Source organism: Paenibacillus sp. IHB B 3084, assembly GCF_001447315.1.
Classification (GTDB): Bacteria; Bacillota; Bacilli; order Paenibacillales; family Paenibacillaceae; genus Paenibacillus.
Genome location: NZ_CP013203.1, coordinates 5,267,956 through 5,292,268, shown reverse-complemented (window position 1 = coordinate 5,292,268; position 24,313 = coordinate 5,267,956). Strand labels below are relative to the sequence as shown.

The window sequence follows — 24,313 nt, the reverse complement described above, 5'->3', positions numbered from 1 at the left end:
TTTTACTTGGAGGTGTTCCTGAAGGATGGAAAAATTACAGTTTCAATATCAAACGACGAAGCCCATCCGTAAGCCGGCACATGTCGGTGTCGTCGGTTCGGGGGATTTGGAGATTATTGTAGAGCCTGTGGAGGGCCAGACCACCAACATCAGCATTTTAACAGGCAGTGAAGGGTTTGGACAAGTATGGGAAAATGTGCTGACACGTTTTTTTACTCGTTATCCGATTACTGCCAATATTACGGTTCATGACTTCGGAGCCACTCCGGGGGTAGTAATGCTTAGATTTACGCAAGTGCTGGAGGTGCTTGACTATGCAGAATAGTTTTGTGGAGCTGAATGGACGCGAGAGAGCCAGGGCGCTACTGGACGAGGGGACTTTCAGGGAGTTGCTTGGGCCGTTAGACAAAATCCAATCCCCGCACCTTGAACCGCAAGGTATTGTTCCTCAGAGCGATGACGGAATCATTCTGGCTTTTGGCGAAATACGCAAGCAGAAAGTCTTGATCATTTCGATGGAAGGCGCTTTTCAAGGAGGGGGCATTGGAGAAGTCAGCGGGGCCAAAATTTCCGGAGCGCTCGAACTAGCACTGGAGGCGAATAAGAGCGGAAACAAACTATATCCCATCATGATCTTCGATACAGGGGGTGTTCGGCTACAGGAAGCGAACTATGGGTTGTTGTCGATTTCGGAGATTGCGACACAGATCGTCGGTCTGCGTAAATACGTTCCGGTTATCGGGCTGATCCCAGGCCGCGTAGGGGCATTCGGGGGAATGTCCATTACTGCTGAGTTGTTCACCACTTTGCTTGCTACGAAGAAGGCGCGTCTTGGCCTCAATGGGCCGGAGGTAATCGAACAGGAAGCAGGGGTCATGGAGTTCGATTCCAGCGATAAGGCCTTGATTTGGAACACAATCGGAGCCAACCAGCGCTTCCATACCGGATTGATTGACGAAGTGGTGGAAGATACGACGGATGCAGTTATCGAAGCGATTGATAACGCACTTAAGGCACCTGCGAAGCCTGCTAGAACCGAACAAATCGATTTCTATCTGACCCTGCTAAGCGACCTTGATCCTACAGAGTTTTGGACACCTGAGCGCTATCGTGAATTTTACAAGCAGATCCAGCCAGTACAGCAGCCTGTTCCGCTGGCAAGAGAAGGTACATCTGACGCTTCGGATAGCAGAGGTTACTACTGGTTCTCACATTTGACGGGCATAAATCACCCCATCAGTGATGTTCCTTCTGTGCTAGCGACTGATGTGGAGAAGAATGGACAATTGTGTAGATATATTGCGATTGTTCCAGATGCCTCTAACCGTTTTCCGCGTGTCAGAAATGGCGAGGTCGGTATGCGCGAAGCTTGGACAGTGGCCCAAATCGTCAGAGACGCTATTCGTCAGGATGAGCATCAAGCCATCAAACGTCCGATCATCGCTATCATCGACGTACCGAGTCAAGCCTATGGCTATAAGGAGGAATTGATCGGTATTAGTCTTGCTCTCGCAGCAAGCGCAGACGCTTATGCAACCGCTAGATTAGAAGGACATCCAGTCATCGGTGTAATCGTTGGCAACGCGATTTCTGGAGGGTTCCTTGCACATGGATTGCAATCGAATCGCTTGATCGCACTGGATGACAGCAAGGTCAACATCCAGGCCATGTCCAAGGCTTCTGCTGCCCGAATCACCAAGCGGACGATTGCAGAGCTGGATGAAGCTACCAAGAAAGTCCCAGCCATGGCCTACGATGTGCGCAGCTACAGTACTCTGGGAGCACTATATCAGCTGCTGAGCGGGATCCATGCGGACGATCCACAGAACAGTGATGTAGCCATTGTGGAACGGACCATTTTCGAGGCCATTGAGAGTACGAAAGGAGCGCCTCGTGACCTTAGCTTCCGCTTACAGACCAAGGAAGCTCTGGCAGGTGGACGTACGGCAACTCGGAACGTTCGAAAAGCGCTTTTGGAGCAATGGTAATTCGGCCACATGATCTGATTGAAGTGTCCAATTTGAAATATCTCTCCTTCTACGAAGACAAGGAGTGGGTAACCGCCTCGCTGAGGCGGGCCCCCTTTGTAGTCGTTCGTAGGGCTGAACTGTTAGCGAATGGTTGGATTCCCGTCGGAATACGTGGGCCAGAGCGGAATCAACGGGAAGCTGCCTTCCTTGACCCGGAGGGCGTATGCCAGCTCGTGTCTCCTTATGCGATAGCGGAGCGTCAGATGTGGAACTCTTTATTTACAACAAGACGGCAACAGCCTGTCCTGCAGGTGATGGATTTATTAGCGGAAATCATGCTGGATTGGCGCTGGGGACCAGTGGGAAGTGCGGGGTTCGAAATAGTGACGCAAGACCACACTGTGAAGGAAACGAGTGATCTTGACCTTGTTATAGATGGCTCGGAGGTTATTGATTATGCTGCAGCTGAAAGACTTGTGCACAAGTTGGAGCATCTGGATGTTCGAATTGATATTCAATTGGAGACAAGAGACGGTGCCTACGTCCTGCACGAAATTATTGAGAGACGGGCCAGCACTGTGGTGCTGCGAACTTCTTCGGGCCCCAAGCTCGTCCGTAATCCTTGGCAATGAGGAGCTATAATCAACGGCAAAAGGGAGGAATGCACGACCATTTGGCTTCAGGCAAGCTGTCAAAGGGGAAGTGCGTATTATGGAAAACACTGAAGAGCGGAATATTAATATTAATGAGAGCGATATCTTAAAGGTGTTTGCCGTCAGCGGAGCGGTCTTGCAAAGCGTTCTGGGAATGTTTCTGAAGTATGCACACACTAATGATGATCTAGCCTTATTAGGCGTTATTTTCAATATAGTGAAGTATACTGCACCAGTCTTTATTTTTGCCATCGTATATGGGATGGTGAAAAATAATCAGCATACTAAGGTATCCCATTTTTATAAGGAAAAATTCGGTGAGCTCGTGATTCCTTATTTACTGTGGGCATCGGCTGGCTTAATCTTCTTCCCCGAAATTCAGGCTAATCAGCACGTTACATCATTCTGGACGCTCATCGAGTCATTTGTGCTCGGTAATGCATCATCACAGTATTGGTACACCGTGATGATGCTGCAATTTCAATTGCTGATGCCGGTCCTTATTTTCATCTGCTACAAATACCTGGCTAAGCCTAAGCGGGTTATTCCGCTGCTTATTGTGAGCTTCGTGATCTTCGGAGCGTGGCTATGGATGTACGATACCTTCGTATTCCAAGGAGCATATGCGATTAGTCTGCGTTACCTTGACCGCTTTTTCGTCAGTTATTTTATTTATGCTTTACTAGGTGGAATCGCTTGGGTATATAAGGAACAGTTTGACGGAGTGATTCGCCGGATTCAGTTCATACTCATTCCGGTAATGCTGCTTATTCTCATTTGGACAAATCGCGAGTTTTTCAGTTTTGGATTTGAGGATATGTCCTTCGGAAATCTGATTTATCTGAAGCCGTCCATGACCTTGTACAGTCTGTTAGTGATCTTCCTGATATACATGCTGGCCAGACATTTGATCAACCTGAATTCCCGTTCACTTCCATACTATAAATGGCTCTCTACTTACGCGTATCGGGCCTTTACAGCGAACGTGTTCATTCTGGTCATCGTGCTGCGCTTGTTCGGTAATTTGATAGGCCAGCTTCCTTTCTTCGTGGCGCTGCTCTTGGTTTATCTTTCGACTTTAGCATGCTCGTTCGGCGTCGTTTATGCTTTTGCGCAGCTAAAGGTATGGGGTGAGCGGTTATTCTTAAAACAAAAAGGAGCACACAGCATTAATCACTAAGATAGGTGCTTAATACAAATAATTCACGTAACATCGTGTATATGACGCTATAATTTGGGTGTATCTAAGTTATTGATATATAAGACGGCAACCATAAAGGGTATCTCGATGATTGAAGAGATACCTTTTTTGTGTTCCTCCCATTTCATATTGAATGTGTTCATACGGAACGAACATACACTTTCGCGGACCCTGGTTCAGGCTCGGTCGAGAGAATTTTATATTTTTAACAATTGTGTATGAATATTTTTCAGGAAGTATAATTCCATAGAAATCTGTTTGTTGATCAATGATCCAATGAATGAAGAAGACCCATCAGCAGCAATCAGCTCAAGAGCAATCTTCGCAACAATCTGAACAGTGTTCAGCTTCACATTCTCCCATAAGAAGCCAAGAGTTATGAGAAGTGGTGTGAGATCTTGCCGTGGAGCTCTTATAGGCATATTAGAATGATAATTCTCAAATGATTTTTAACAAGGAGGAATAGATAGAATTATCGGATCAATCCATAACACTCGTCAAAGATACGCAACATATTTTTCCTATTGACAAGGAAAAATATAAAAAAATTATGGTTTTTGTTCTTGGAGATATCGTAAGTGCCAGCGGTAAACCTCCGGTTAGTAATTTATTTATACAAACCTTGCAAGATGAAGGATTCCAAGTAGATAAATTCGATGCCGACATCCATAGTGATTTATTCAGAAAGAGACCGATCGCCGATATTAGAAAACAGTACGATCTGGTTATTTACTTTGCCAATATTAAAACTGCAAGCAACCAGACGACTGTAAGAATAAACTGGCTGCCTCCTATGGGGCTGGACACTCCGTGGTTTGTTCACGAGATTCCTACAATCTTTGTTTCGGTTGCCAATCCATATCATTTGCAGGATGTTCCTATGATCAAAACCTACATCAATGCTTATACGGCAAATGAATATAATCCTAAGCTGATTGTAGAAAAATTGGTAGGAAAAAGCGAATTCAAAGGTAAAAATCCCATTGATCCCTTTTGTTCTTACTGGGATACTAAATTATAAGAAGGGGAGAAGAGGCATGAAGTATAAAGCTGTCATTTTTGATTTGGACGGAGTAATTTGTTTTACAGATGACTACCATTATCAAGCCTGAAAAAAAGTTGCCGATTCCCTCGGAATTAATTTTGACGAAGCAGTTAACAATCGTCTTCGTGGGGTGAGCCGCATGGAGAGTCTGAATATAATCCTGGAGAACCATCCCCGGGAGTTGAAGGAAGAGGAGAAATTGGCAATAGCCGAAGATAAAAAATGCTTATTACAAAACGCTTCTTACAGAAATGTCTCCTGCTGATTTAAGCGATGAAGTGAGAGAGACTTTACTTCAACTGAGAGAACAGGGTCTGAAGCTGGCTATCGACTCGTCAAGTCAAAATGCACGGTATATTTTGGAACGAATTGGCTTGGGCGACTTCTTTGATGCTGTGTCGGATGGCAGCAACATTGCTAATTCCAAACCAGATCCTGAAGTGTTTATTAAAGCTGCTCAATATATTGGTGTTTCCGAGAAGGATTGTCTGGTAGTTGAAGACGCATAGCTGGCATCAAGGCTGCTGTTAACGCCAAAATGGATTCAGCTGCGATTGGAGACGCTGCACAGTATGATCTGGCGACTTATCGCATGAATTCATTTAGAGAACTGTTGCAAATTTGCGAATAATAAAAGAAGCGGAGCTTATGAAGGTATTACCAGAAGATTTCACAGGCAGTTTCAAACCCATGAGAAATAAACTGAGGGCCATTGTTAGAGCAAATCACAGGTTAAAAATAGCCCGTGTCGCTTAAAAAAGGCCATTTGAAGCGTGCGAATGACGTCTTTGCTCCTCACATCGCAAGCCAATATGGTAAGCGAACACAGAACGGCCGTAAATGTCCAGACAAGACTGGATAAAGAAGAGCCGATCTTCACCTGCAATTTAACTGTACTTAATCCTCAAAGCAAATGCAAAAAGGATCAACCAGAATGAAATGGTTACCTCATAATACGAACGGACAGGATAGTTTAACGAGGGTAGAGCTTGTTATAGAAAACTAAGGGTGAGGTTTTAGAGAAGGCGGCCGGTCAGTTAAACCGGCTGCCTTTTTGAACGAAGTGCCAACATTCCATCGGCTGCCTCATTCCTTAATTAATGAATTCATTTCTAAATTTCCGGAATTCATTAGGTGTTTTTTTATGATGTTTCTTAAAAGACTGAATGAAGTGATTTACATGATTGAACCCCACTCTGTAGGCTATTTCAGTTATTGTAGAATCTGTTGAAATTAATAACTCGCTGCTTTTCTTGATACGGTACTTAATTAAGTAGTCGTAAGGTGTCATATGAATGGTTCTCTTAAAACCACGATTGCACTCTGACACACTCAGATGTACTACATCAGCAATTTCTTGCAGTGTTATATTGTTTGAGTAGTTTTGATGGATAAAGCTGAGCATCAATTGAAGCCTCTCTTGTTGCAATTTCATGTATTTAGGTGCTTCCTCAGAAGAAAGCGAAATATTAGATATTAAGACTAACCATAATTGTGCCGTTTTGATGGAAACCTCATATTCCCAGCCCCATTTTTTTTCATATCAAATTTCTGTTTCATATCCCAAAGCATTTGCAGTATTTGAATTTGCCATTCAACATCTCCTTTGATTACTAATGACAATAAGAGAGAGTTTGTATAAGGCAGTACATAGTTTTTTCCATCGCACTATCTGCATAAAAGGCCAGCAGCTTCTCAGGGAAATTAAAACTGACATATTGACCGTTATGTGTAAGGTGTGTAGTAACGTGAAGAACACCTTTATTAATTAAAATGGCCTGACCTGTTCTAATTCATGATCAATCCCGTTAACTTGTATCACTAGCTTTCCTTTGGTAACCAAAGTGATTTGTAGTTCCTCATGCCAATGTAAATCGTTGAATCCTCTACCTTCAGGATTACTTGCATGAATAGTATGGGTGTACATAATGTATGGAAATGAAACATCGGGATATAGAATGGTCTCGTGCAATTGTTTTTCCATTTTAGCGAGGTCCTTTCTGATGACGATATTTCTATATAAATTAAAGATATAGTTACACAAATAAAATAAAAGTGGTGATATTATTATACCAGATCTTCGGCTTATCATTACAATCCTGTGCACAGGCGATTGGATAAGACATCTTGGAGGCGTACATGTGAAAATAAATCAATCGTCGTTACCGTTTCATCCGTATATTTTACTTTTAATCAGCATACTGTCTGTTTCCATCTCATCCATCATGATAAAATCCTCAGATACTCCAACCTCTGTGGCTGGGATGTACAGATTGTATATGTCAGTACTCATAATGCTTCCTTTTGTACCTTGGAAAATGTTCCGTTCCTTAGAAATGAACAAAAAAGATTGGAGTACCGTTTTCATAGCTGGTCTTTTTCTCGGGTTACATTTCTTATTCTGGATGGAATCTTTAGTATATACCTCAGTTGCGAGCTCTATGGTCATCTTATCCTTACAGCCTTTATTTGTAATGATGGTTCATACTTTATGTTCAGAGAACGAGCAAACATATTGACCATTCTTTGTTTGATCGCCGCTCTTGTTGGTTCAATCATTATAGCTTGGGGAGACATAGGGATTTCGAGAGAGGCATTAATAGGAGATGGATTATCTTTATTAGGAACAATCTTGGTTTCAGCATATATGTTGGCAGGACAGAAAGTAAGCCACAAAATAAATGCAAATTTATATAGTGTTATTGTTTTTTTTATTGGTGGCAGCGTCATGCTGGTCTACAATTTGTTGAATAATTATTCCTTGATTGAATATGACTCGTCGGATTGGATGTATTTCTTGTTACTTGCAGTAATCCCAACTATTTTTGGACAATATATTTTTAATCTGTTGTTGAAATCAATGGGTGCAACTACTGTCTCAGTTGGTATTATTGGAGAGCCTGTTCTTGCCATAATTCTCGCCTACTTATTCTTGGGAGAAATAATTTCTGCATTTCAATTCATAGGTGGAATCATGACTTTATTCGGTATGGGGATGTATTTTTGGGCAAAATCTTTAAAGTATACTACAGTTGCAAAATATTAACATTGTAACTGATTATTCGCGAAATTTAAGATAACAATAGATGAGGAGAATGTTTAAATGGCAACGATTGATGATTTTTTGAAACTCGATATTCGTGTTGGAACAATAATTAAAGCTGAGTTTTTTGCAGAAGCAAAAGTACCTGCTATTAAACTTGAAATTGATTTTGGACAAGATATCGGAATAAAAACTTCGAGTGCACAAATTACAAAAAGATATGTGGCTGAAGATATTATAGGCAAACAAATAATAGGTGTAGTCAACTTTCCTCCTCGACGGATAGCAGGCTTTAATTCAGAGGTATTAGTCCTTGGAGGAATACCCGAAAAGGGAGATGTGGTTCTATTGAAACCAGATATTAAACTACCTGATGGAACACCAATTGGGTGATACATCGTTCCTGTTTTAATTAGCGTAAAAATATACAACTTCACCAAAGGCAAGGCATTGAAACTAAGAGAAACGATAGTTCAATAAAACAGCGGCAGTCTAGGACTTTATTTCGTATTATTAGGTCAACCAGAGATTTCTGGTTGGCCTTTTTTCTTAGGCGTCATATGATGGCGGTAGCCGAGAGAACGTGGAATTTATTGGGGTCAACCCCGTCGTGAAAACAGTTCTCTCACTGCCCCCAATGACCATGTTTGAGCTGGTTGAGACAGGGATCTCGTATCACAAGCGAAGCTATGGGTTTGGAACCATCGTGGGAGTGACGGCAACTTTAAAATTAGGGAGTGTGTTATGGAGCCGGTTGTAGGATTAGATGTGGCTAAAGGAGCCAGCGTCGTTCAGGCTTTTCTAGGAAGGAATGAACCTTACGGAATATTGGAGAGTTACGCACGAGGAGAGCGGTTTTGAACGATTGGGAGAATTGCTTGATGAATTGAAGGTACTCTCGGGGTGATGTAACGCCACATCGTACATGGGACGAGTTGTACACCGAGCTACAGCATGTGACGAGACAACATGAGTTTATAACCTCGATGTATGTTCAGGCAAAGCTAAACTCGAGAGCTTTACTGGATCAGGTATTTCCCGCGTTTGAGAAGGTGTTCAGTAATCTCTTCTCAGCTACTGCACTTAGAGTGCTGCAGAGTTGTCTGAACGACGAGTTTGAAAAGGTAGAATCTATCATTCAGGAACAAACCGGGAAGTCTCATTCGAAAGATGGGGTAGGAGAGAAGGCAAATCAGTTGAGACAAGCATTACTTGAATGGGCCAATAATAAAAGGAGCATAACGCAAAGCATGGCCCTTGTGGGGATGGTATCCCTCCTACTTGAGTTCCAGAAGCAATTAAGTAGGCTGGAAGAAACCATGGAGGAAATTTCCGCGACATTACCGGAAGTGGATTATGATATGAAAAGAAAAGAGGGCAAGCCTACAAGGTGGTTGTGATTGCTTGCGCCAACAAGCTACTCCATCACGTTTACGCCATCCTTAATAAAGACCAACCCTACCACATTTAATTCCTACAATTATCCATAATCCTTCATGCCAATGAAGGATTATTTTCAGTTGTCTTCCTCATTTTTCGTTGAAATTTCTTAAGACCTGCTTTGTTTTAACGGCATTTCTTCTTTGCCCCGAGGGTTACGTTAGCTGGTTGTTGTGACTGATACGTTTCCTGATATGATAAACAACGAGCAGAATTAGAGGGAAAGCGAAGGCATGGGTGAGATCCCAATCTACCCAGTAGGTTGGGATCTCCTTGACGTAGAAAATAATATTTTTTGCAATCAGATGCGACAGTCCGTAAATCAGAAACGCCACTGGAAAGATCAATGGTCGGTAGGATTTTAGCTTTAGTAGCTGAGCTGTCCCCAAAACAAATGCGTAAAAGAAAAGCGCTGTTTTGAAATACGTGCTAATGATCCACGTGGTGGCCATTAAAGCCTCAATCCGCTGCAGAAAATTAGCAATGTTGATTCTCTGGGCAAGAATATAGGCAGCGTAAAATTCGTGTTCTGAGAAATATGCCCCGAGTACTGTTAGGGAGAGAAACAAAATGAGGTTGAGTCCAACAGCCCCGATCAACAGGGAGATGAATATATTGCGGCTCGTATTGCTTTGTTTTTGGACATAGGGATACACCATGAAGAACACGCACATTTCTCCAAAGGGATAAAATACGCCGAACATAATGGTGTGTAGCATGTCAGGGAACGGTGTATTCAAAATAGGATAGATACGCTCTATCTGGACATCGGGGAACAGGAGAACGATTAGGCAAATCAGAAAAAACGCAAAGAAAGGAAAAAAAATCTGGGCTGCTCTGCCCAGCGTTTCAAGACCCAGCCGCAAGCCATACACCAGTAGAAAAATCGCCATGAAGCGAATGACCCCGCCGGGTGTCCCTTCGTAAATCTGTGTGCACATGAAATCTTCCATTTCTCTGACATAGGTGGAGGCTGCGATCAGGAAAAAGAATAAATAACTCAACGCTACAGCTCCACCCACCCATTTTCCTAATATTTGTAATGAAAGCTCAATAATCGTTTTAGTTGGATCAATATTTGATGTAGATACCATCAGCTTTACGCATGCAAGTCCTAGTGGAATACTAATCAAGGCGGCAATCCACGCGTCCTCGTGGGCTCCTGTTGTCATTGCCGCAGGATAAACAAGTGCCATTTCCCCGATGAGCGAGAAAAACCCAAGCATTATCATTTGAGCCGTACTGATCCGGTCTTTTTCAAGATTCATGAGATTCCTCCAAATCTGCTGCAAACTGCCCCTCAAGTTTTCTTTTGTCATTTCCATTAGTATGTGATTTTATAACATAATTATAATTGATAGTCGAAAAGGAATGGTAAGGGGATAATTATCAACTTCTTCTGTCATACTATTTTTAGTTTGCTCACGGAATGCGGAGGTTGTGACATGAAGGATACAATTACTGGCACATTATCACACCGCTTGGAGGACAATTTGGTGCAGTTGGTTCAACTGCTCGGGACAAGCACGGACTTTATAACTAAAAAGCTGGAATTGGATGAGTCTACGCATATCGCTTTGCTTTATATTGATGGTCTAGTGGATACACAGGTTCTGCATAACTCCATATTATTTTCGCTTCAGGAACGCTGTACCCCTGATCAGATGAGAGATCTTGATGCCAATCAGAAGATTGAACTTTTGCAAAAACGTATGCTGATTGCGGGGGATCTGTCTGTCACCCGTGACCTTGGGCAATTTGTTCATGAGCTGTTATCCGGTAATATCATGGTGCTGGTTGACGGAACATCCAGCGCCCTACGGATCGGACTGCCTGGATGGGAGGACCGCAATGTAAGCGAACCAAGCTCACAATCAGTTGTACGTGGGCCGATGGAAGGGTTCACGGAAAATATGCGGACAAACACGGCGCTGATCCGGAGGAAAATTAAAGATAGCCAGCTATGGCTAGAAACCTTCCAAATTGGTAAGGTGACTCAAACCAGTGTATCCATTATGTATCTCGCCAACATCGCAAATCCTGACCTGGTGCAGGAGGTGAAGCGCAGATTGGCCAAAATAGATACGGACAGTATCCTGGAGAGCGGATATATTGAGGAGTTTATTCAAGATACGGCTGCTACGCCGTTCCCCACGATCTATAACAGCGACCGGCCGGATACCATCGCAGCGGGAATCCTAGAAGGCAAAGTGGCGATTCTTGTGGATGGAACACCATTTGTCCTGTTGGTGCCTACCTTTTTTGTCGCCTTTTTTCAATCTGCCGAAGATTATTATCAGCGGGCCGATATTGCCACCTTGCTGCGGTTTATCCGTTTTCTTTCCTTTTTCATTACGTTGCTTGCCCCTTCTTTTTATGTGGCGGTTACGACTTATCATCAGGAGATGATCCCTACCAATCTGGTTATTAGCCTTGCTGCACAGAGGGAAAACGTTCCTTTTCCCGCATTTGTGGAGGCGATGCTCATGGAATTAACGTATGAGATTCTGCGGGAGGCGGGAGTGAGGATTCCGAAAAATATAGGACAGGCGATATCCATTGTTGGAACACTTGTAATAGGCCAGGCGGCGGTTGCAGCGGGCTTTATCTCATCAGCAATGGTTATCATTGTATCTATTACGGCCATATCCAGTTTTGTCATACCAGAGACAGGCATGTCGATCGCTGCAAGAATCATTCGCTTTGTTCTTATCGGGCTAGCTGGCTTTATTGGACTATACGGAATACTATTCGGTGTCTTTTTGATTGTGCTGCATTTAGCGGGTCTGCGTTCTTTCGGCATGCCCTATATGAGCCCGATCGGGCCATACCGTTCAAATGATCTGAAGGATTCCATCTTCCGTTTTCCTTGGCCGCTTTTAAAGACAAGGCCAGCAGATAGTATGATTCAAAACCTTGACCGTCAAAGCACAAACAGGCGAAAGGAGTCGGCAGATGAGCCTAAATAAACGTAAAACTGTTCCGCGACTGCTGCTTGCCCTTTTGGTCCCTATGCTGCTCAGCGGGTGCTGGGAAAGACAGGAGTTAAATGAAATGGCCTTTGTGCTGGGAATGGGGCTAGATAAGGCTGAATCTGGCTATAAGGTTACACTGCAGGTAGTTATTCCTTCAGCAATTGCCTCGCAGGCGGCAGGAGGGACGGGAGGGCCCGGGGTGCCGGTGATTGTATCTACCTTCACGGTCCCCACGATTTATGAAGCCCAGCGCAAGTACAGTCTCGAGAGTGCGAGAGCTGGCTACTATGGACATATACGTATACTGGTGATCGGAGAGGAGCTTGCCCGGGCCGGAATTGGCGAGGCACTTGATATGCTGAAGCGGAGCCGAGAGCCGCGTAATGACTTCTACGCTATGGTCGCCAAAGACACCACTGCCGAAGATGTCCTGAAGGTCCTTACCCCGCTAGAGAGATTGCCGGCAAGTAAATTGTATAATTCCCTGGACAAATCATATAAGTCATCAGCAAAAACAGTCGCTGTTTCTTTGAACAAATTTATTGAAGATTTGCTGTACGAGGGGATTAACCCGGTGTTGACCGGAGTGAAGATGTCCGGCAGTGTTAGTGAGGGCGAAAATAAGGGCAATGTGGAAGATAGCTCGCCCACAGCCAGATTACATTACAGTAATGTAGCCGTATTTCGGAAGGATAAGATGATCGGGTGGTTAAGCGATAACGAGACGATCGGCTACAATTATATCACCAATAACGTTGTCAAAAGCTCAGGTCCTGTAACAGGAGACGACGGACGGCCCATCGTCATTGAAGCACTACATACAGAGACCAAACGTAAAGTCAAGATGATTGACGGCGAACCCCATATTTACATCCATGTAAAGGCCTTGTGTAATGTGGAAGAGGTAATGAGCAAAGATAATCTGGAGGCAGAGCGCGTGATTACAGAGCTGGAAAGGAAATCGGAAGAACGAATTATCTTGCGGATGAAAACTGCAGTTAAGCAAATTAGTGAGCGCTATAATGTTGATATTATGGGCTTTGGACAGTTGATCTACCGTGCCAACCCCCAAGCTTGGGCTAGGCTACAACAGGAAAAAGGGGACAATTACCTAAAATCGCTACCTATCCATTACCAAGCCAGCGTGTCGATTAACCGAATTGGCATTACAGACAAATCTTTTATTGAAGATATCAAGGAGTGAGCGCAATGGTGTTACTGCTTTTTCTGGCAACAGCGGCGGTTTGTGCGGTCATCGATGTGCCTTTGCTGACACGAGGAAGCAGGCGCCGCGACCTTCTGGTCTGGGGCTTGTTCTGGATCACGGGCATTGGTGTGGTGGTCTGCTCCTTGTACAAGATCAATGTGCCGAGCCCATTGTTTCTGGTCATGATGATCTATAAACCGGTTAACAATCTGTTTACATCCTGGTTTTATTAGGTTGTAAGGGAATCACAGCCGTTTATAATGAATACTGTAATTGAGAGAAGATTTCCCGAGTTGCTTCTGAGTTGAAACTCTATGAAAATTGGGTGAAATACTCGATGCGGAGAAGGAAGAGTTTGGAAAGGCAACAGCTGTGCGAAGATTGAATTCATTGCTAAACGTGCAGGTTTAATTGTATAGATGATTCATCATTTCTTTAAAAGTGAATTCGTTAAAGAATTTGTTTTCACAAGGCTTGGATGAATGATCCTATGGACACAGAAACTTCAAGCGAAATTTTTCGCCGAATCGAAGAAATTTGCAACTCTATCATAAAAAGGAGCATGGACGTATCCACATGCTGCTCATCCAACGTTTGCTTCAGGTACATACCGAAGGGATCGGCTCCGACTTTCCCCAAGAATGACGCTTTTCCTCCGAGCTTGGCTACGGCTGCGCTTACATTCGCTGGAGCGCCGCCGGCCTGCTTGGAGAAATGCTGACCCTTGGCAAGATTAACATCAATATCCGTGCAAAAAAATCAATGAGCAGCTCGCCCACACAAAGAACCGTTCCGACATTTTTCACTTTGATTCACCTCTTGGCAGATTTAGTTTAGAACGGGCGTCGAGTCCCGGTATACGATATCCGTTGCAACATGGGTCACTCGGTATGGCATGGTATTGTCTTTGATTCTGGACAATAACATTTCGGCTGCAATAATACCCATCTGACTACTGTAAATATGCACGGTTGTAAGATGGGGCTCGACAACCCGGGATTCCGAAGCATCAGTGCTACAAAGAAGGAGCAAAAAGCAAAACCTATTCCGTGAGTATTAAATCTGCCGAGCATACCGAACAAATGGCATTTCAAGAAAGCGAGTACTTCAAGGAGAAAGCCAAAGAACGCTACAAAATCGAAGCAAAGAACAGCGAGCTTAAACACAGTGACGGGTATAACGTAGCGTCTTCCTCGGGTCTAGTTGGCATGGAGTTACAAGGTGCCATGGCCATTTTCACTGTAAACCTAAAGAGAATATTGAAACTGATGAAATAAAATAACGGATCCATAGACCTTCTGGAACAGCAAAAAACGACCTTTTATCCAAATATCTGGATAAGGGTCGTCTTTTGTTTTGTCCTTTATGGTTACTCACCAGAAAAACACAAGTTTTTCAGTGGCCTCGTAGTTTTATCAGGTTCTTTTATATTGCATATAAACAGACACGATGATATAATCAGATTACGACTTTTGCATTTTAAATTGACATAATTATTACATCTTACACTTTAAGTGTACCATGCCGATAAACTCTTGTCAAATGTTTTTTCTCAATTTAATGGTTAGGAGAGATATTGAATGAGTTCTTTGGTTCTCGGTTTTCAGGAAATGGAAAAAACGCAGCTTTTGCTCGTTGGCGGAAAAGGATTAAATTTAGGGGAATTATCAAAAATTGAAGGAATACAAGTACCAGAAGGATTTTGTGTTACAACAGTGGGATATCAAAAAGCCATCGAACAAAACGAAACGTATCATACTTTGTTGGATCGACTAACAATGCTAAAAGTAGAAGATCGAGATCAAATTGGTGAAATCAGCAGGAAAATTCGACAAATCATTATGGAAGTAGAAATTCCTTCCGATGTTGTGAAAGCAGTGACTCACTATCTCTCCCAGTTTGGCGATGAACATGCATATGCAGTGCGTTCTAGTGCGACTGCTGAAGATTTGCCGCATGCCTCATTTGCCGGTCAACAAGACACCTATTTAAATATCATCGGCAAAGAAGCGATCTTGCAGCATATTAGCAAATGTTGGGCTTCCCTATTTACGGACCGTGCGGTAATCTACCGTATGCAAAATGGATTTGACCACAGTCAGGTTTATTTGTCCGTTATCGTTCAAAGGATGGTTTTCCCACAGGCTTCGGGGATTTTATTTAGCGCTGATCCGATTACTTCCAACCGAAAGCTGCTATCAATTGATGCCAGTTTTGGACTTGGAGAAGCGCTGGTATCTGGCTTGGTATCTGCCGATTGTTATAGAGTACAGGATGGGGAAATTGTCGATAAGAGGATAGCAACCAAAAAAATAGCTATCTACGGACGAAAAGAAGGCGGAACAGAGACAAAGCAGATCGATCCTGATCAGCAAAAGACTCAAACACTTACTGAACAACAAATTTTGCAACTGGCACGCATCGGAAGACAGATCGAAGCTTATTTTGGTTACCCGCAAGATATCGAATGGTGTTTGGTTGATGATACATTTTATATTGTCCAGAGTCGGCCAATCACGACTTTATACCCGATCCCTGAAGTAAATGATCAGGAAAATCACGTTTATGTATCCGTCGGTCATCAACAAATGATGACTGACCCGATAAAACCATTGGGATTGTCTTTTTACCTGTTAATAACTCCTGCACCCATGCGTAAAGCCGGTGGAAGGTTGTTTGTTGATGTTACACATATGCTGGCTTCACCTGTCAGCAGAGAAACTTTCTTAAATACCCTGGGAAAATCCGATCCGCTCATAAAAGATGCATTTATGACCCTAATAGAGCGAGATTTTATAAAATCGTTACCAGATGATAGAAAAGAACGGAGTCCCGGTAATAGCAGTAAAGGTAGGTCGGCTGCAGGTTTTCAAGCACAAATCGAAAACGATCCGGCAATCGTTTCTGATTTGATTAAGAACAGTCAAACATCGATAGAAGAATTAAAACAAAACATCCAAACGAAATCAGGAGCAGATTTATTTGATTTTATTCTGGAAGATCTCCAGGAATTAAAGAAGATCTTATTTGACCCACAAAGTTCAAAGGTTTTTATGACTGCTATGAATGCTTCGTCATGGATCAATGAAAAAATGTACGAGTGGTTAGGTGAAAAAAACGCAGCAGATACGCTTTCTCAATCTGTACCAAACAACATTACTTCGGAAATGGGTCTGGCGCTATTGGATGTCGCAGATGTGATTCGTCCTTATCCGGAAATAATTGATTATTTACAACATGTAAAAGATGATAATTTTTTGGATGAACTGGTTAAGTTTGATGGTGGACAGGAAACTCAAGACGCTATCTATGCTTATCTCAACAAATACGGAATGCGATGTGCCGGTGAAATCGATATTTCGAGAACTCGTTGGAGCGAAAAACCAACTACACTTGTCCCCATGATTCTTGGTAATATCAAAAACTTTGAGCCTAATGCTAGCCATCGGAAATTTGAGCAAGGGCGACAGGAAGCTTTGAAAAAAGAACAAGAGTTATTAGATCAATTGAAGCAATTACCGGATGGTGAACAAAAAGCCAAAGAAACAAAACGAATGATCGACCTCATCCGAAATTTCATCGGTTATCGGGAATATCCAAAATACGGCATGGTTAATCGCTACTTTGTTTATAAGCAGGCTTTACTGAAAGAAGCCGAACAACTCGTACAAGCGGGCGTTATTCATGAAAAAGAAGATATATACTATCTCACTTTTGAAGAACTTCACGAAGTCGTACGCACAAATAAACTAGATTACCAGATCATTAGCAAACGAAAAGACGAGTACAAATTGTATGAAAAACTAACTCCACCACGTGTTATCACGTCTGATGGTGAAATCATTGCAGGTGAGTACAAACGAGAAAATCTCCCAGCCGAAGCTATTGTAGGTCTACCTGTTTCTTCCGGACTTATAGAAGGACGAGCACGTGTCATCTTAAACATGGACGATGCTGATCTAGAAGCTGGAGATATATTAGTCACCTCCTTTACTGACCCCAGCTGGACACCATTGTTTGTATCCATAAAAGGCCTGGTCACCGAAGTTGGTGGACTGATGACCCATGGAGCCGTTATCGCACGTGAATATGGCTTACCAGCAGTTGTCGGAGTGGAGAATGCTACCAAACTGATAAAAGATGGGCAACGAATTCGCGTGCATGGAACAGAAGGGTATATCGAAATATTGTAATGGCTGAATTCGTCAAGTAAGAGCCTTTATCATAATGGACGGCATTAAATGCAACCTGTCATGGATAAAAGGGCGGTTACCCTGTTCGTCCTTTTATCTACCCGTGACACAAAGCACCCCAAAAAAACCAAATGATTTTAATTTGGGGCTGTACTTTAACAATAATCAGGAGCCTTTAGGAGTTATCGACGGTTTCCCTTGCTGCGATTCTATGTAGTTCAATGAAGCATAATAATATTATTCTCAAAACAACACAATGATTTATACATAGCCGATCCGATCTAAATCTCTTGTCCTTTACGGCGATAGGTACAAGTTCTTGTCCTCGACTCGAGACAAGAACTTGTACCGTTAAAACAAAATGGCCGCTAAAATAGCGACTTTTAATGTTCTTGTCCCTCGACAGTATCAGGTGTTAAATACCCAAATGTGCCCTCAGAGTCGAACCTGCATATTCGCTTCTGAACAAGCCTCTTTCAACCAACTGCGGTATCAGTTTTTCAAAAAATATTTTCATAGATTCTTCTGAACCGCCCGGAAGAGCTATAAATCCGTCTATAGCCCCAGCCTCAAACCGCTCAATAATATCGTTCAATACGTCCTCAACCGTTCCAACGGAAACCCAATGAGCAGATCCGACGACCTCGGGCCTTGCCAACATATCTTCCACTGTAGGCTGATGGTTTATAATATACCGGCGCAAAAGTTCAGCATGTGTCCGGCTACGGACTGGCTGATTCGGATCGGGAAGCATATCGGCAGTTACGCGATGATCCAAAGCAAAGCTGCTTAAATCAAGGCCAAGCACTGACTTGAGCAGTGCATGTCTGCGCTCCATACTCAAATGCGCATGTGCTGACTTATGTAATTCATGCGCTTCCTCGCGAGTTTCTGCCAAGAAAAAATATAATCCAGGCAAAACTTTGATGGCGTTCGGATGGCGTCCATGTTCTTTGGCTCTTTTTCTTAGATCATTTCGCAATTCCACTCCGGATTCAAGGTCTGGCATCGCCGCAAAAATAGCATCCGCTATTGAAGAGGCAAAATTTCGTCCTGTATCTGACGCGCCTGCTTGAAATATAGGAATAGATCCCGATGTATGGGCAGGCAAAGTAAGCGGTCCTTGGACACTGAAAAAATCACCTGAATGATTAATTGAAGAAACCTTATCCTTATCAGAAAAAATGCCTGACTCGCGGTCAATCACAATGGCTTCATTTGGACACATACGGCGGATTGAAAGTAGTGGAAACCGTTGTCACTAATCCAATCCGCTCGGTTTCACGAGCAATCGCCGCAAAAATCATTGTAGGATCGGGACTGCCAAAATTAGCGGAATCGCCCAGCATCTGCGGGCTAACATAAAGATAATCCGCCTTGAAAAGAAAATCGAGCTTTGCCTTCTCCGCCATATTTGCCAAATCAATGTAATAGTCAATTGACCCCATCTTTTCCACACCGCTGTCTGGGCGCCGCCAACCGTCTCCTTTCATCCAAGTTGCAGATAAGGATAATCCAATGCATAATTGTCTATTTGTAGTCAACTCAACTCTATCAACCTTTTTCTATAGAAAAATAATGTTACGCCTAGGAAATATTCCGATCAGTGCATGCTCAAGTAGGCGAAGCCAACCGAGTTAATATCCAGCATCGACGCCTTTCCAGGGCAACAAGCGCTCGGTGATCATAATGCGACCCTCTCGAATATATTAATAATGAACCCGCAATTATAGTGAGTTCTATGATGTCCTTCGTCATTGGGGTAAAGTGACAGACTTGACTTGAGCAGAGGTATTTCCGTAAATATCCTTGGCCAGCACGAGAATATGCAGCGTATCGGCTTGGGAGGCACCACCCTGTTTGTATTTAGTAGTTGGAAGCGTTGCTGACCAATTGGCTTTATCTTCTGTAATAACGGCACGAATGCCATTGACATAAACTTTAAGCTGTGCGATATCGCTTTGATCTGTGACTGAACCTTCCAAAGCGAGAACATCGTCCTTGATCGAAGCATTCAACTTAAGTGCAGGGGCTCCTGTTTCCTTACGTTTAGAGGGTGGGAGAGCAGTTTGCGGGTTATAGGAAAAGGTTTCATCCTCAAGCGCTGGCGTGCGTGCTGCAATAGGACGGTTTTTGGTCGCCTGCTCATAGGAATAAGCGTAACGAAGCAGGTCATTATCGCTGTATGCGGCACCTGCCATCGTCAGATTAACGGGCATACCGGTATCCTTCATAGCGCCCATACTCACAGATACACTTGGAATCCCGTATTCGCGTAGAATGAAATTCGTATTGGAGAAATAGTTGCCATTCTCCCAAGCCTCCTCATAGGATGTTTCATTCACATCGGAGTCAGCTTTGCCGATATTCGAATTTGCCGGGAATGCAATAAAATCAAGGTTGTTTTGCTTCATCCAATCTTCAAAATCAATCTTTCGTACATTTTCAAGCCCCCGCAGCCCTTCATAAAACTGAGGAATTTGTTCGTAAGGGGTGACGCCTTTCTTTATGGTTTCAATGAATACGTCATAGTGGCCAAGGTCTCTGCCACGTTTGGCATCTACCGAACCGGGCGGATTCGGGAAGACGGTTGCAGGGTCGATATTAGCCCATGACGGGAAATTCGGATCGCCCACACTTTTAAGGAATTCCTCAGCTGCATAAGGATTAAGCAGCCCGAATTCCTTTTCAACCCACTTTGCCGGCATCAAACCACGTTCCTCAGGTGTTTTCGCTGTTGCCCGGTCCTTCTCGCTGTTCTCCTGCAAGGGGAAGTCAACTTCCACAACCTCAGCTCCAAGAGCAGTTAAATCCCTTACAGCTTTTTCCCATAATGCCTGTATCGAAGGTCTGAATTTGATCGGAGTTGTGGTTTCATGGTCCTTACCGATATAGATTTTCGGAACGCCAATGCGTTTGCCTTTCAAAGCTTGAATGTCTCGCAGCTCTAAATAGGATTTGGGACGGACACTATTGACAGAAGGGAGCCGAACGGCTTTCTGTTCTCGCCAGAAATCACCCTTGGTGATCTTATCTTCTACAACGATCACGTCAAGCAAGCGGAGCATGTCCTCGACAGTCCTCGTATGTGGGACAACGACATCCCGTATAGGGAAGAGCGGCCAATTCCCCCGAATGGAGATTAGGCCCCGCGATGGCGTGTAGGCAATTAAACCATTGTTAGATGCTGGTGATCTTCCAGAAGATACCGTTTCTTCCCCCATACCGAAGGCAGCGAGGTTGGCGGCTGTTGATACGCCAGATCCGTTAGAGGAGCCAGAGTACCAGGCTGCAGCCAAATAATCTGAATTGTACGGACTTTCAGCACGGCCATAAACGCCTCTTTGCATTCCCCCTGCTGCCATTGGCGGCATGTTGGTTTTACCAATGAGCACCCCACCGGATTTGCGTATCTTCTCTACTGTAAAGGCATCGTCCTTTGCCATTAGGTTTTTGAAAGCCGGAGATCCAGAAGCGACAGTGAGTCCCTTAACCTTGTAGCTGTCTTTAACCGTGTAGGGGATGCCTTGCAGAGGCCCGGTCTTAATACCTTGTGCCCTTAGTTGATCAGCCTGAGCAGCTTCTTTTAGTACGTCGGGGTTCAGAACAGGGATGGAATTCAGCCGAATGCCACTAGAATCATAGGCATATACCCGGTTAAGGTACAGGGCGGTGAGCTCGACACTTGACAGTGCCCCTGACTTCATCGCTTCCTGCATTTGAGCAATCGTAGCCTCTTGCAATTGAAATGTAACTAGGGAGGACGTGGGTTCACTAGTTTTACTAGAGGATGAGGGTGAAGGAGCGGCGGATGCAAGCGGGCATCCCGTGAAAGTTAAAATCATACCAACTGCGATCCATTTGCAATAGTTACCGATTACATACCTTGTATTCGCTTTTAGCGTTCGTGCGCACATAGCATTTTCACTCCTTAAATAGGTAGGATCAGGAATTTGAATAGAGGGGAATGAGAAAAGGCCTCTTTTACAGTATAATTGTTTCTAATTATACTACTTATTTTCATGTGAAATGTCAATTTTTGTAATGAAAAAAAGCGGGGAAGTTCGGCTAACGATACAAGAAGTTTTTGTCCTCTTTGAGAACAGCATATGTATCTCAGATACGATAAAGTGATTGTTCTAAATAAATCATTCGCTAGGCTAAGATAAATACATGGTCATTTCATTACCTGATACGACATCTCATGCAGCCAAAGGCAAAAAGAATATTATGATTCGAGTAGATAATACCAATTATCCAACAAATGGTGGTCATCTTGATCTTTCGATCTCGTTATCCGTTTCACGGATCGACTTTATGACAAGTTCAGAGAAAGCTTTCACTGTTGGAGATAGCCACTTTTTCTTTTTAATCAGCATATGGGAGTATATCGGATCGAACTTTTCGGAATGACTTACAATTTTAAGTTTTCCTCTATCCACGTCTTCTTTAACTGTAATATAAGGCAAAAAAGAAAATCCAAGCCCACTCATAACGGTTTGTTTAATCGCCTCTATACTCCATAACTCCATGGTTTGAAATGGATGAATATCATGCTTTACAAGATATCTTTCAAACATGGTCCGATAACTACAGCCTTCTTCATTCGTAATAAAAAAATGGTTGGTGTTCTCTCGCTTATATTCATCGAAATGGTCTGGGCCGTCATTGCTGCACACCAGGACAATGTTCTCCTCAACCAAAGAATAATGAATGTATTTTTCCGGATGTATTTCCGGGTAGACCATCAAAGCCACATCTACACGTCCACTGATTAAGTCAACCTGGTTTTGTTCACATGTACCGTTGATAAGGATGAATTTGACATGAGGATATTTCAAAGAGAATTCCCTTATAATCGGACTTAATCTAGAAATCGTTAAAGACTCTGGTGCAGCCACCTTTACAACACCTTTAACCTCCTGGTTGCTTCGTATATTTCTAATCTGGTCATGAGTAGCCAGTAGATCTTCTGCCAGAGGTATTAATTCTCTCCCTAATTGAGTAAGTTTCAAATGCCTTCTTTCGTAAGTGAAAAGCTCCCCGCCAATCTCTTCTTCAAGCGACTGCATATGGGCAGTGATCGTGGACTGAGTGTATCCCAATTGCGATGCAGCCCCTATATAACTTCCGATTTCGATAATCGTCTGAAATGTAATAAGGTGTCTAATTTCCATCGCGGTGTTCTCCTTAGGTTTAATTTCTATCGATAAAAATGATAATGATTTTGAATATTTAAATTTTATTAATGAACAGATCCATCATACAATAGAATCCTTCTGATCGTAAATTAATCTACAAGAGAGGAATCTATGAGTGCAGATTGGTTGGCATAAAAGTTCAGGAAAGGATTATAGAGAGGCGCAATCCTCATTCTTATCCGATTTCATGCTTCAACTCATCAACGTCAAAAGCATTTTGTTTTTCTAACGGTCATGAGTGCCTTTATTTTGCCATTTACTCATTCATATGGAACCATCGTTTTTTATTTGAGTTTATCCATTGTAATCGGATGTCTGGCATTACTTTTATGGTCAGCGTTCGGCTCCATGTTCAAAACATTCTTTGCTATACACGATAAGTCATTTCGATTGATTATGTGTTTATTGTTGATATATTCAGCGATACGTATTTTTATTTAACACGAATAGAGGGAGGAAACAATGATGGAGCCGTTCAAAATTTCAATTCCAGAGCAACAATTGCACGATCTATCTATCAGACTAAAACAGGTTCGATGGCCTTCAAGTTTCTCTATAGAACCATGGGCTCTGGGGACAGACTATTCCTTTTTGAAGGGATTAGTTGATTATTGGGGCTCGGAATACAACTGGCGTGAACAGGAAGCATGGTTAAACCGTTTCCCACAGTTTATTGAACATGTGGACGGCTTCGATATACACTTTGTGCACGTTCGGGGTGAAGGGACATCCGAACGACCACTGTTGCTGACTCATGGGTGGCCAGGATCATTTGTAGAGATGTTAGAACTAATACCTTATCTAACAACCCCATCGCTATATGGTGGACATGCTGAAGAGGCATTTGACGTTATTATTCCCTCTTTGCCAGGCTTTGCATTTTCGAGTAAACCCTCACGGCCGGGAGTGGGGTCCAAATACGTAGCCACGCTTTGGGCAAAACTTATGGATCGTTTGGGTTATGAAAGGTATTTGGTTCAGGGAGAGGATATTGGAGCAGGGGTCTCAACATGGTTAGCATTCATGTACCCTGAACGGGTGAGGGGACTTCATCTCAATTATATTCCTGGAAGCTACAAGCCACCCCTCACTCAAAATACACCATCTGTTAGCGAAGAAGAGCAAGCTTACTTTGACATCGTAGCTGAGTGGTTGGACCGAGAAGGTGCTTATAGCGCTCTTCATAGAACGAAGCCGGAAACACTGGCTTTTGCACTAAGTGATTCCCCAACCGGTCTTGCCAGCTGGATGGTAGAAAAATTTCAAGGTTGGAGTGACTGTGACGGAGATATGGAAAGGTCTTTTTCACTTGATCATATCCTCACCAACATATCGATTACTGGTTTACCAATTCGATAGCTTCTTCCATACGAATATATACTGAA

Annotated in this window: 16 protein-coding genes and 6 pseudogenes; 15 read left to right on the top strand and 7 right to left on the bottom strand. The window is 43.2% G+C overall.

What is annotated here, in order from left to right; genetic code table 11:
* Window positions 1-25: 25 nt before the first annotated feature.
* The 6 genes from ASL14_RS24750 (at window position 26) to ASL14_RS28560 (ending at window position 5,378) form a co-directional block, all read left to right on the top strand.
* The gene (locus ASL14_RS24750) at window positions 26-325 is read left to right on the top strand and encodes a malonate decarboxylase subunit delta (RefSeq protein WP_134914094.1); all 300 of its coding nucleotides are present in this window, start codon (window positions 26-28) and stop codon (window positions 323-325) included.
* The gene (mdcD, locus tag ASL14_RS24745) at window positions 315-1,988 is read left to right on the top strand and encodes a biotin-independent malonate decarboxylase subunit beta (RefSeq protein ID WP_134914092.1); all 1,674 of its coding nucleotides are present in this window, start codon (window positions 315-317) and stop codon (window positions 1,986-1,988) included. Before ASL14_RS24750 ends, mdcD begins: the two co-directional genes overlap by 11 nt.
* The gene (locus ASL14_RS24740; RefSeq protein WP_134914090.1) at window positions 1,982-2,602 is read left to right on the top strand and encodes a malonate decarboxylase holo-ACP synthase; all 621 of its coding nucleotides are present in this window, start codon (window positions 1,982-1,984) and stop codon (window positions 2,600-2,602) included. Before mdcD ends, ASL14_RS24740 begins: the two co-directional genes overlap by 7 nt.
* A gap of 79 nt (window positions 2,603-2,681) precedes the next feature.
* A complete protein-coding gene (locus ASL14_RS24735) occupies window positions 2,682-3,803 on the top strand; it encodes an acyltransferase family protein (protein WP_134914088.1) in 1,122 nt (373 codons plus the stop codon).
* Window positions 3,804-4,374: 571 nt separating this feature from the next.
* On the top strand, window positions 4,375-4,845 hold the full coding sequence (locus tag ASL14_RS24730) for a hypothetical protein (RefSeq protein ID WP_189338204.1): 471 nt from the start codon (window positions 4,375-4,377) through the stop codon (window positions 4,843-4,845).
* Between the two features lie 302 nt (window positions 4,846-5,147).
* Window positions 5,148-5,378 carry an HAD-IA family hydrolase gene (locus tag ASL14_RS28560; protein WP_237171593.1) on the top strand — a complete coding sequence of 77 codons (231 nt, stop codon included), beginning with the start codon at window positions 5,148-5,150 and terminating at the stop codon, window positions 5,376-5,378.
* Between the two features lie 584 nt (window positions 5,379-5,962).
* On the opposite strand, the pseudogene ASL14_RS24720 reads toward ASL14_RS28560, so the two are convergent.
* Window positions 5,963-6,853 (bottom strand): annotated as a pseudogene (locus ASL14_RS24720) (AraC family transcriptional regulator).
* Between the two features lie 157 nt (window positions 6,854-7,010).
* On the opposite strand from ASL14_RS24720, the pseudogene ASL14_RS29710 reads away from it, so the two are divergent.
* The 3 genes and pseudogenes from ASL14_RS29710 to ASL14_RS28545 all read left to right on the top strand — a co-directional run bounded on the left by ASL14_RS29710 (window position 7,011) and on the right by ASL14_RS28545 (window position 9,312).
* A pseudogene (locus ASL14_RS29710) lies at window positions 7,011-7,915 on the top strand (DMT family transporter).
* A 57-nt stretch (window positions 7,916-7,972) separates the two neighbouring features.
* A complete protein-coding gene (gene csaA, locus ASL14_RS24710; RefSeq protein WP_134914086.1) occupies window positions 7,973-8,305 on the top strand; it encodes a chaperone CsaA in 333 nt (110 codons plus the stop codon).
* Window positions 8,306-8,898: 593 nt separating this feature from the next.
* Complete coding sequence (locus ASL14_RS28545) at window positions 8,899-9,312, top strand: hypothetical protein (RefSeq protein ID WP_237171659.1); 414 nt, start codon at window positions 8,899-8,901, stop codon at window positions 9,310-9,312.
* Window positions 9,313-9,507: 195 nt separating this feature from the next.
* Here ASL14_RS28545 and ASL14_RS24700 read toward each other — a convergent pair whose 3' ends face one another.
* Window positions 9,508-10,677 carry a GerAB/ArcD/ProY family transporter gene (locus ASL14_RS24700; protein WP_223264124.1) on the bottom strand — a complete coding sequence of 390 codons (1,170 nt, stop codon included), beginning with the start codon at window positions 10,675-10,677 and terminating at the stop codon, window positions 9,508-9,510.
* A 120-nt stretch (window positions 10,678-10,797) separates the two neighbouring features.
* Here ASL14_RS24700 and ASL14_RS24695 point away from each other — a divergent pair, with 120 nt between their 5' ends.
* The 3 genes from ASL14_RS24695 to ASL14_RS24685 are packed head-to-tail and all read left to right on the top strand — an operon-like array spanning window position 10,798 to window position 13,767.
* Complete coding sequence (locus ASL14_RS24695; RefSeq protein WP_134914084.1) at window positions 10,798-12,321, top strand: spore germination protein; 1,524 nt, start codon at window positions 10,798-10,800, stop codon at window positions 12,319-12,321.
* The gene (locus tag ASL14_RS24690; RefSeq protein WP_134914082.1) at window positions 12,308-13,531 is read left to right on the top strand and encodes a Ger(x)C family spore germination protein; all 1,224 of its coding nucleotides are present in this window, start codon (window positions 12,308-12,310) and stop codon (window positions 13,529-13,531) included. Before ASL14_RS24695 ends, ASL14_RS24690 begins: the two co-directional genes overlap by 14 nt.
* A gap of 5 nt (window positions 13,532-13,536) precedes the next feature.
* Complete coding sequence (locus ASL14_RS24685; protein WP_134914080.1) at window positions 13,537-13,767, top strand: hypothetical protein; 231 nt, start codon at window positions 13,537-13,539, stop codon at window positions 13,765-13,767.
* 322 nt (window positions 13,768-14,089) lie between these two features.
* Here ASL14_RS24685 and ASL14_RS24680 read toward each other — a convergent pair.
* Window positions 14,090-14,340 (bottom strand): annotated as a pseudogene (locus tag ASL14_RS24680) (PfkB family carbohydrate kinase); the annotation flags it as partial.
* Window positions 14,341-14,362: 22 nt separating this feature from the next.
* Window positions 14,363-14,545, bottom strand: a pseudogene (locus ASL14_RS24675) (substrate-binding domain-containing protein); the annotation flags it as partial.
* Here ASL14_RS24675 and ASL14_RS24670 point away from each other — a divergent pair.
* Together ASL14_RS24670 and ppsA are read left to right on the top strand one after the other, a co-directional pair.
* Window positions 14,539-14,811: pseudogene (locus tag ASL14_RS24670) on the top strand (transposase); the annotation flags it as partial. The pseudogenes ASL14_RS24675 and ASL14_RS24670 overlap by 7 nt on opposite strands.
* 303 nt (window positions 14,812-15,114) lie before the next feature.
* On the top strand, window positions 15,115-17,727 hold the full coding sequence (gene ppsA / locus ASL14_RS24665; protein WP_134914078.1) for a phosphoenolpyruvate synthase: 2,613 nt from the start codon (window positions 15,115-15,117) through the stop codon (window positions 17,725-17,727).
* A 415-nt stretch (window positions 17,728-18,142) separates the two neighbouring features.
* Here ppsA and ASL14_RS24660 read toward each other — a convergent pair.
* From ASL14_RS24660 to ASL14_RS24650, 3 genes and pseudogenes are all read right to left on the bottom strand, one after another.
* Window positions 18,143-19,271, bottom strand: a pseudogene (locus ASL14_RS24660) (LLM class flavin-dependent oxidoreductase).
* A 210-nt stretch (window positions 19,272-19,481) separates the two neighbouring features.
* On the bottom strand, window positions 19,482-21,644 hold the full coding sequence (locus tag ASL14_RS24655) for an amidase (protein ID WP_134914076.1): 2,163 nt from the start codon (window positions 21,642-21,644) through the stop codon (window positions 19,482-19,484).
* A 354-nt stretch (window positions 21,645-21,998) separates the two neighbouring features.
* The gene (locus ASL14_RS24650) at window positions 21,999-22,904 is read right to left on the bottom strand and encodes a LysR family transcriptional regulator (protein ID WP_134914074.1); all 906 of its coding nucleotides are present in this window, start codon (window positions 22,902-22,904) and stop codon (window positions 21,999-22,001) included.
* 486 nt (window positions 22,905-23,390) lie between these two features.
* Here ASL14_RS24650 and ASL14_RS24645 point away from each other — a divergent pair, with 486 nt between their 5' ends.
* Window positions 23,391-24,287: an epoxide hydrolase family protein gene (locus ASL14_RS24645; RefSeq protein WP_223264122.1), complete on the top strand. Its 897-nt coding sequence runs from the start codon at window positions 23,391-23,393 to the stop codon at window positions 24,285-24,287.
* Window positions 24,288-24,313: the final 26 nt, after the last annotated feature.

Coding starts and splice junctions, on each gene's coding strand:
- ASL14_RS24750 (WP_134914094.1), top strand. CDS start 26: ATGGAAAAATTACAGTTTCAATATCAAACGACGAAGCCCATCCGTAAG.
- csaA (WP_134914086.1), top strand. CDS start 7,973: ATGGCAACGATTGATGATTTTTTGAAACTCGATATTCGTGTTGGAACA.
- ASL14_RS24650 (WP_134914074.1), bottom strand. CDS start 22,904: ATGGAAATTAGACACCTTATTACATTTCAGACGATTATCGAAATCGGA.
- ASL14_RS24645 (WP_223264122.1), top strand. CDS start 23,391: ATGATGGAGCCGTTCAAAATTTCAATTCCAGAGCAACAATTGCACGAT.
- ASL14_RS24735 (WP_134914088.1), top strand. CDS start 2,682: ATGGAAAACACTGAAGAGCGGAATATTAATATTAATGAGAGCGATATC.
- ASL14_RS28545 (WP_237171659.1), top strand. CDS start 8,899: ATGTATGTTCAGGCAAAGCTAAACTCGAGAGCTTTACTGGATCAGGTA.
- ppsA (WP_134914078.1), top strand. CDS start 15,115: ATGAGTTCTTTGGTTCTCGGTTTTCAGGAAATGGAAAAAACGCAGCTT.
- ASL14_RS24690 (WP_134914082.1), top strand. CDS start 12,308: ATGAGCCTAAATAAACGTAAAACTGTTCCGCGACTGCTGCTTGCCCTT.
- mdcD (WP_134914092.1), top strand. CDS start 315: ATGCAGAATAGTTTTGTGGAGCTGAATGGACGCGAGAGAGCCAGGGCG.
- ASL14_RS24695 (WP_134914084.1), top strand. CDS start 10,798: ATGAAGGATACAATTACTGGCACATTATCACACCGCTTGGAGGACAAT.
- ASL14_RS24730 (WP_189338204.1), top strand. CDS start 4,375: ATGGTTTTTGTTCTTGGAGATATCGTAAGTGCCAGCGGTAAACCTCCG.
- ASL14_RS24655 (WP_134914076.1), bottom strand. CDS start 21,644: ATGTGCGCACGAACGCTAAAAGCGAATACAAGGTATGTAATCGGTAAC.
- ASL14_RS24700 (WP_223264124.1), bottom strand. CDS start 10,677: ATGGAAATGACAAAAGAAAACTTGAGGGGCAGTTTGCAGCAGATTTGG.
- ASL14_RS24740 (WP_134914090.1), top strand. CDS start 1,982: ATGGTAATTCGGCCACATGATCTGATTGAAGTGTCCAATTTGAAATAT.
- ASL14_RS24685 (WP_134914080.1), top strand. CDS start 13,537: ATGGTGTTACTGCTTTTTCTGGCAACAGCGGCGGTTTGTGCGGTCATC.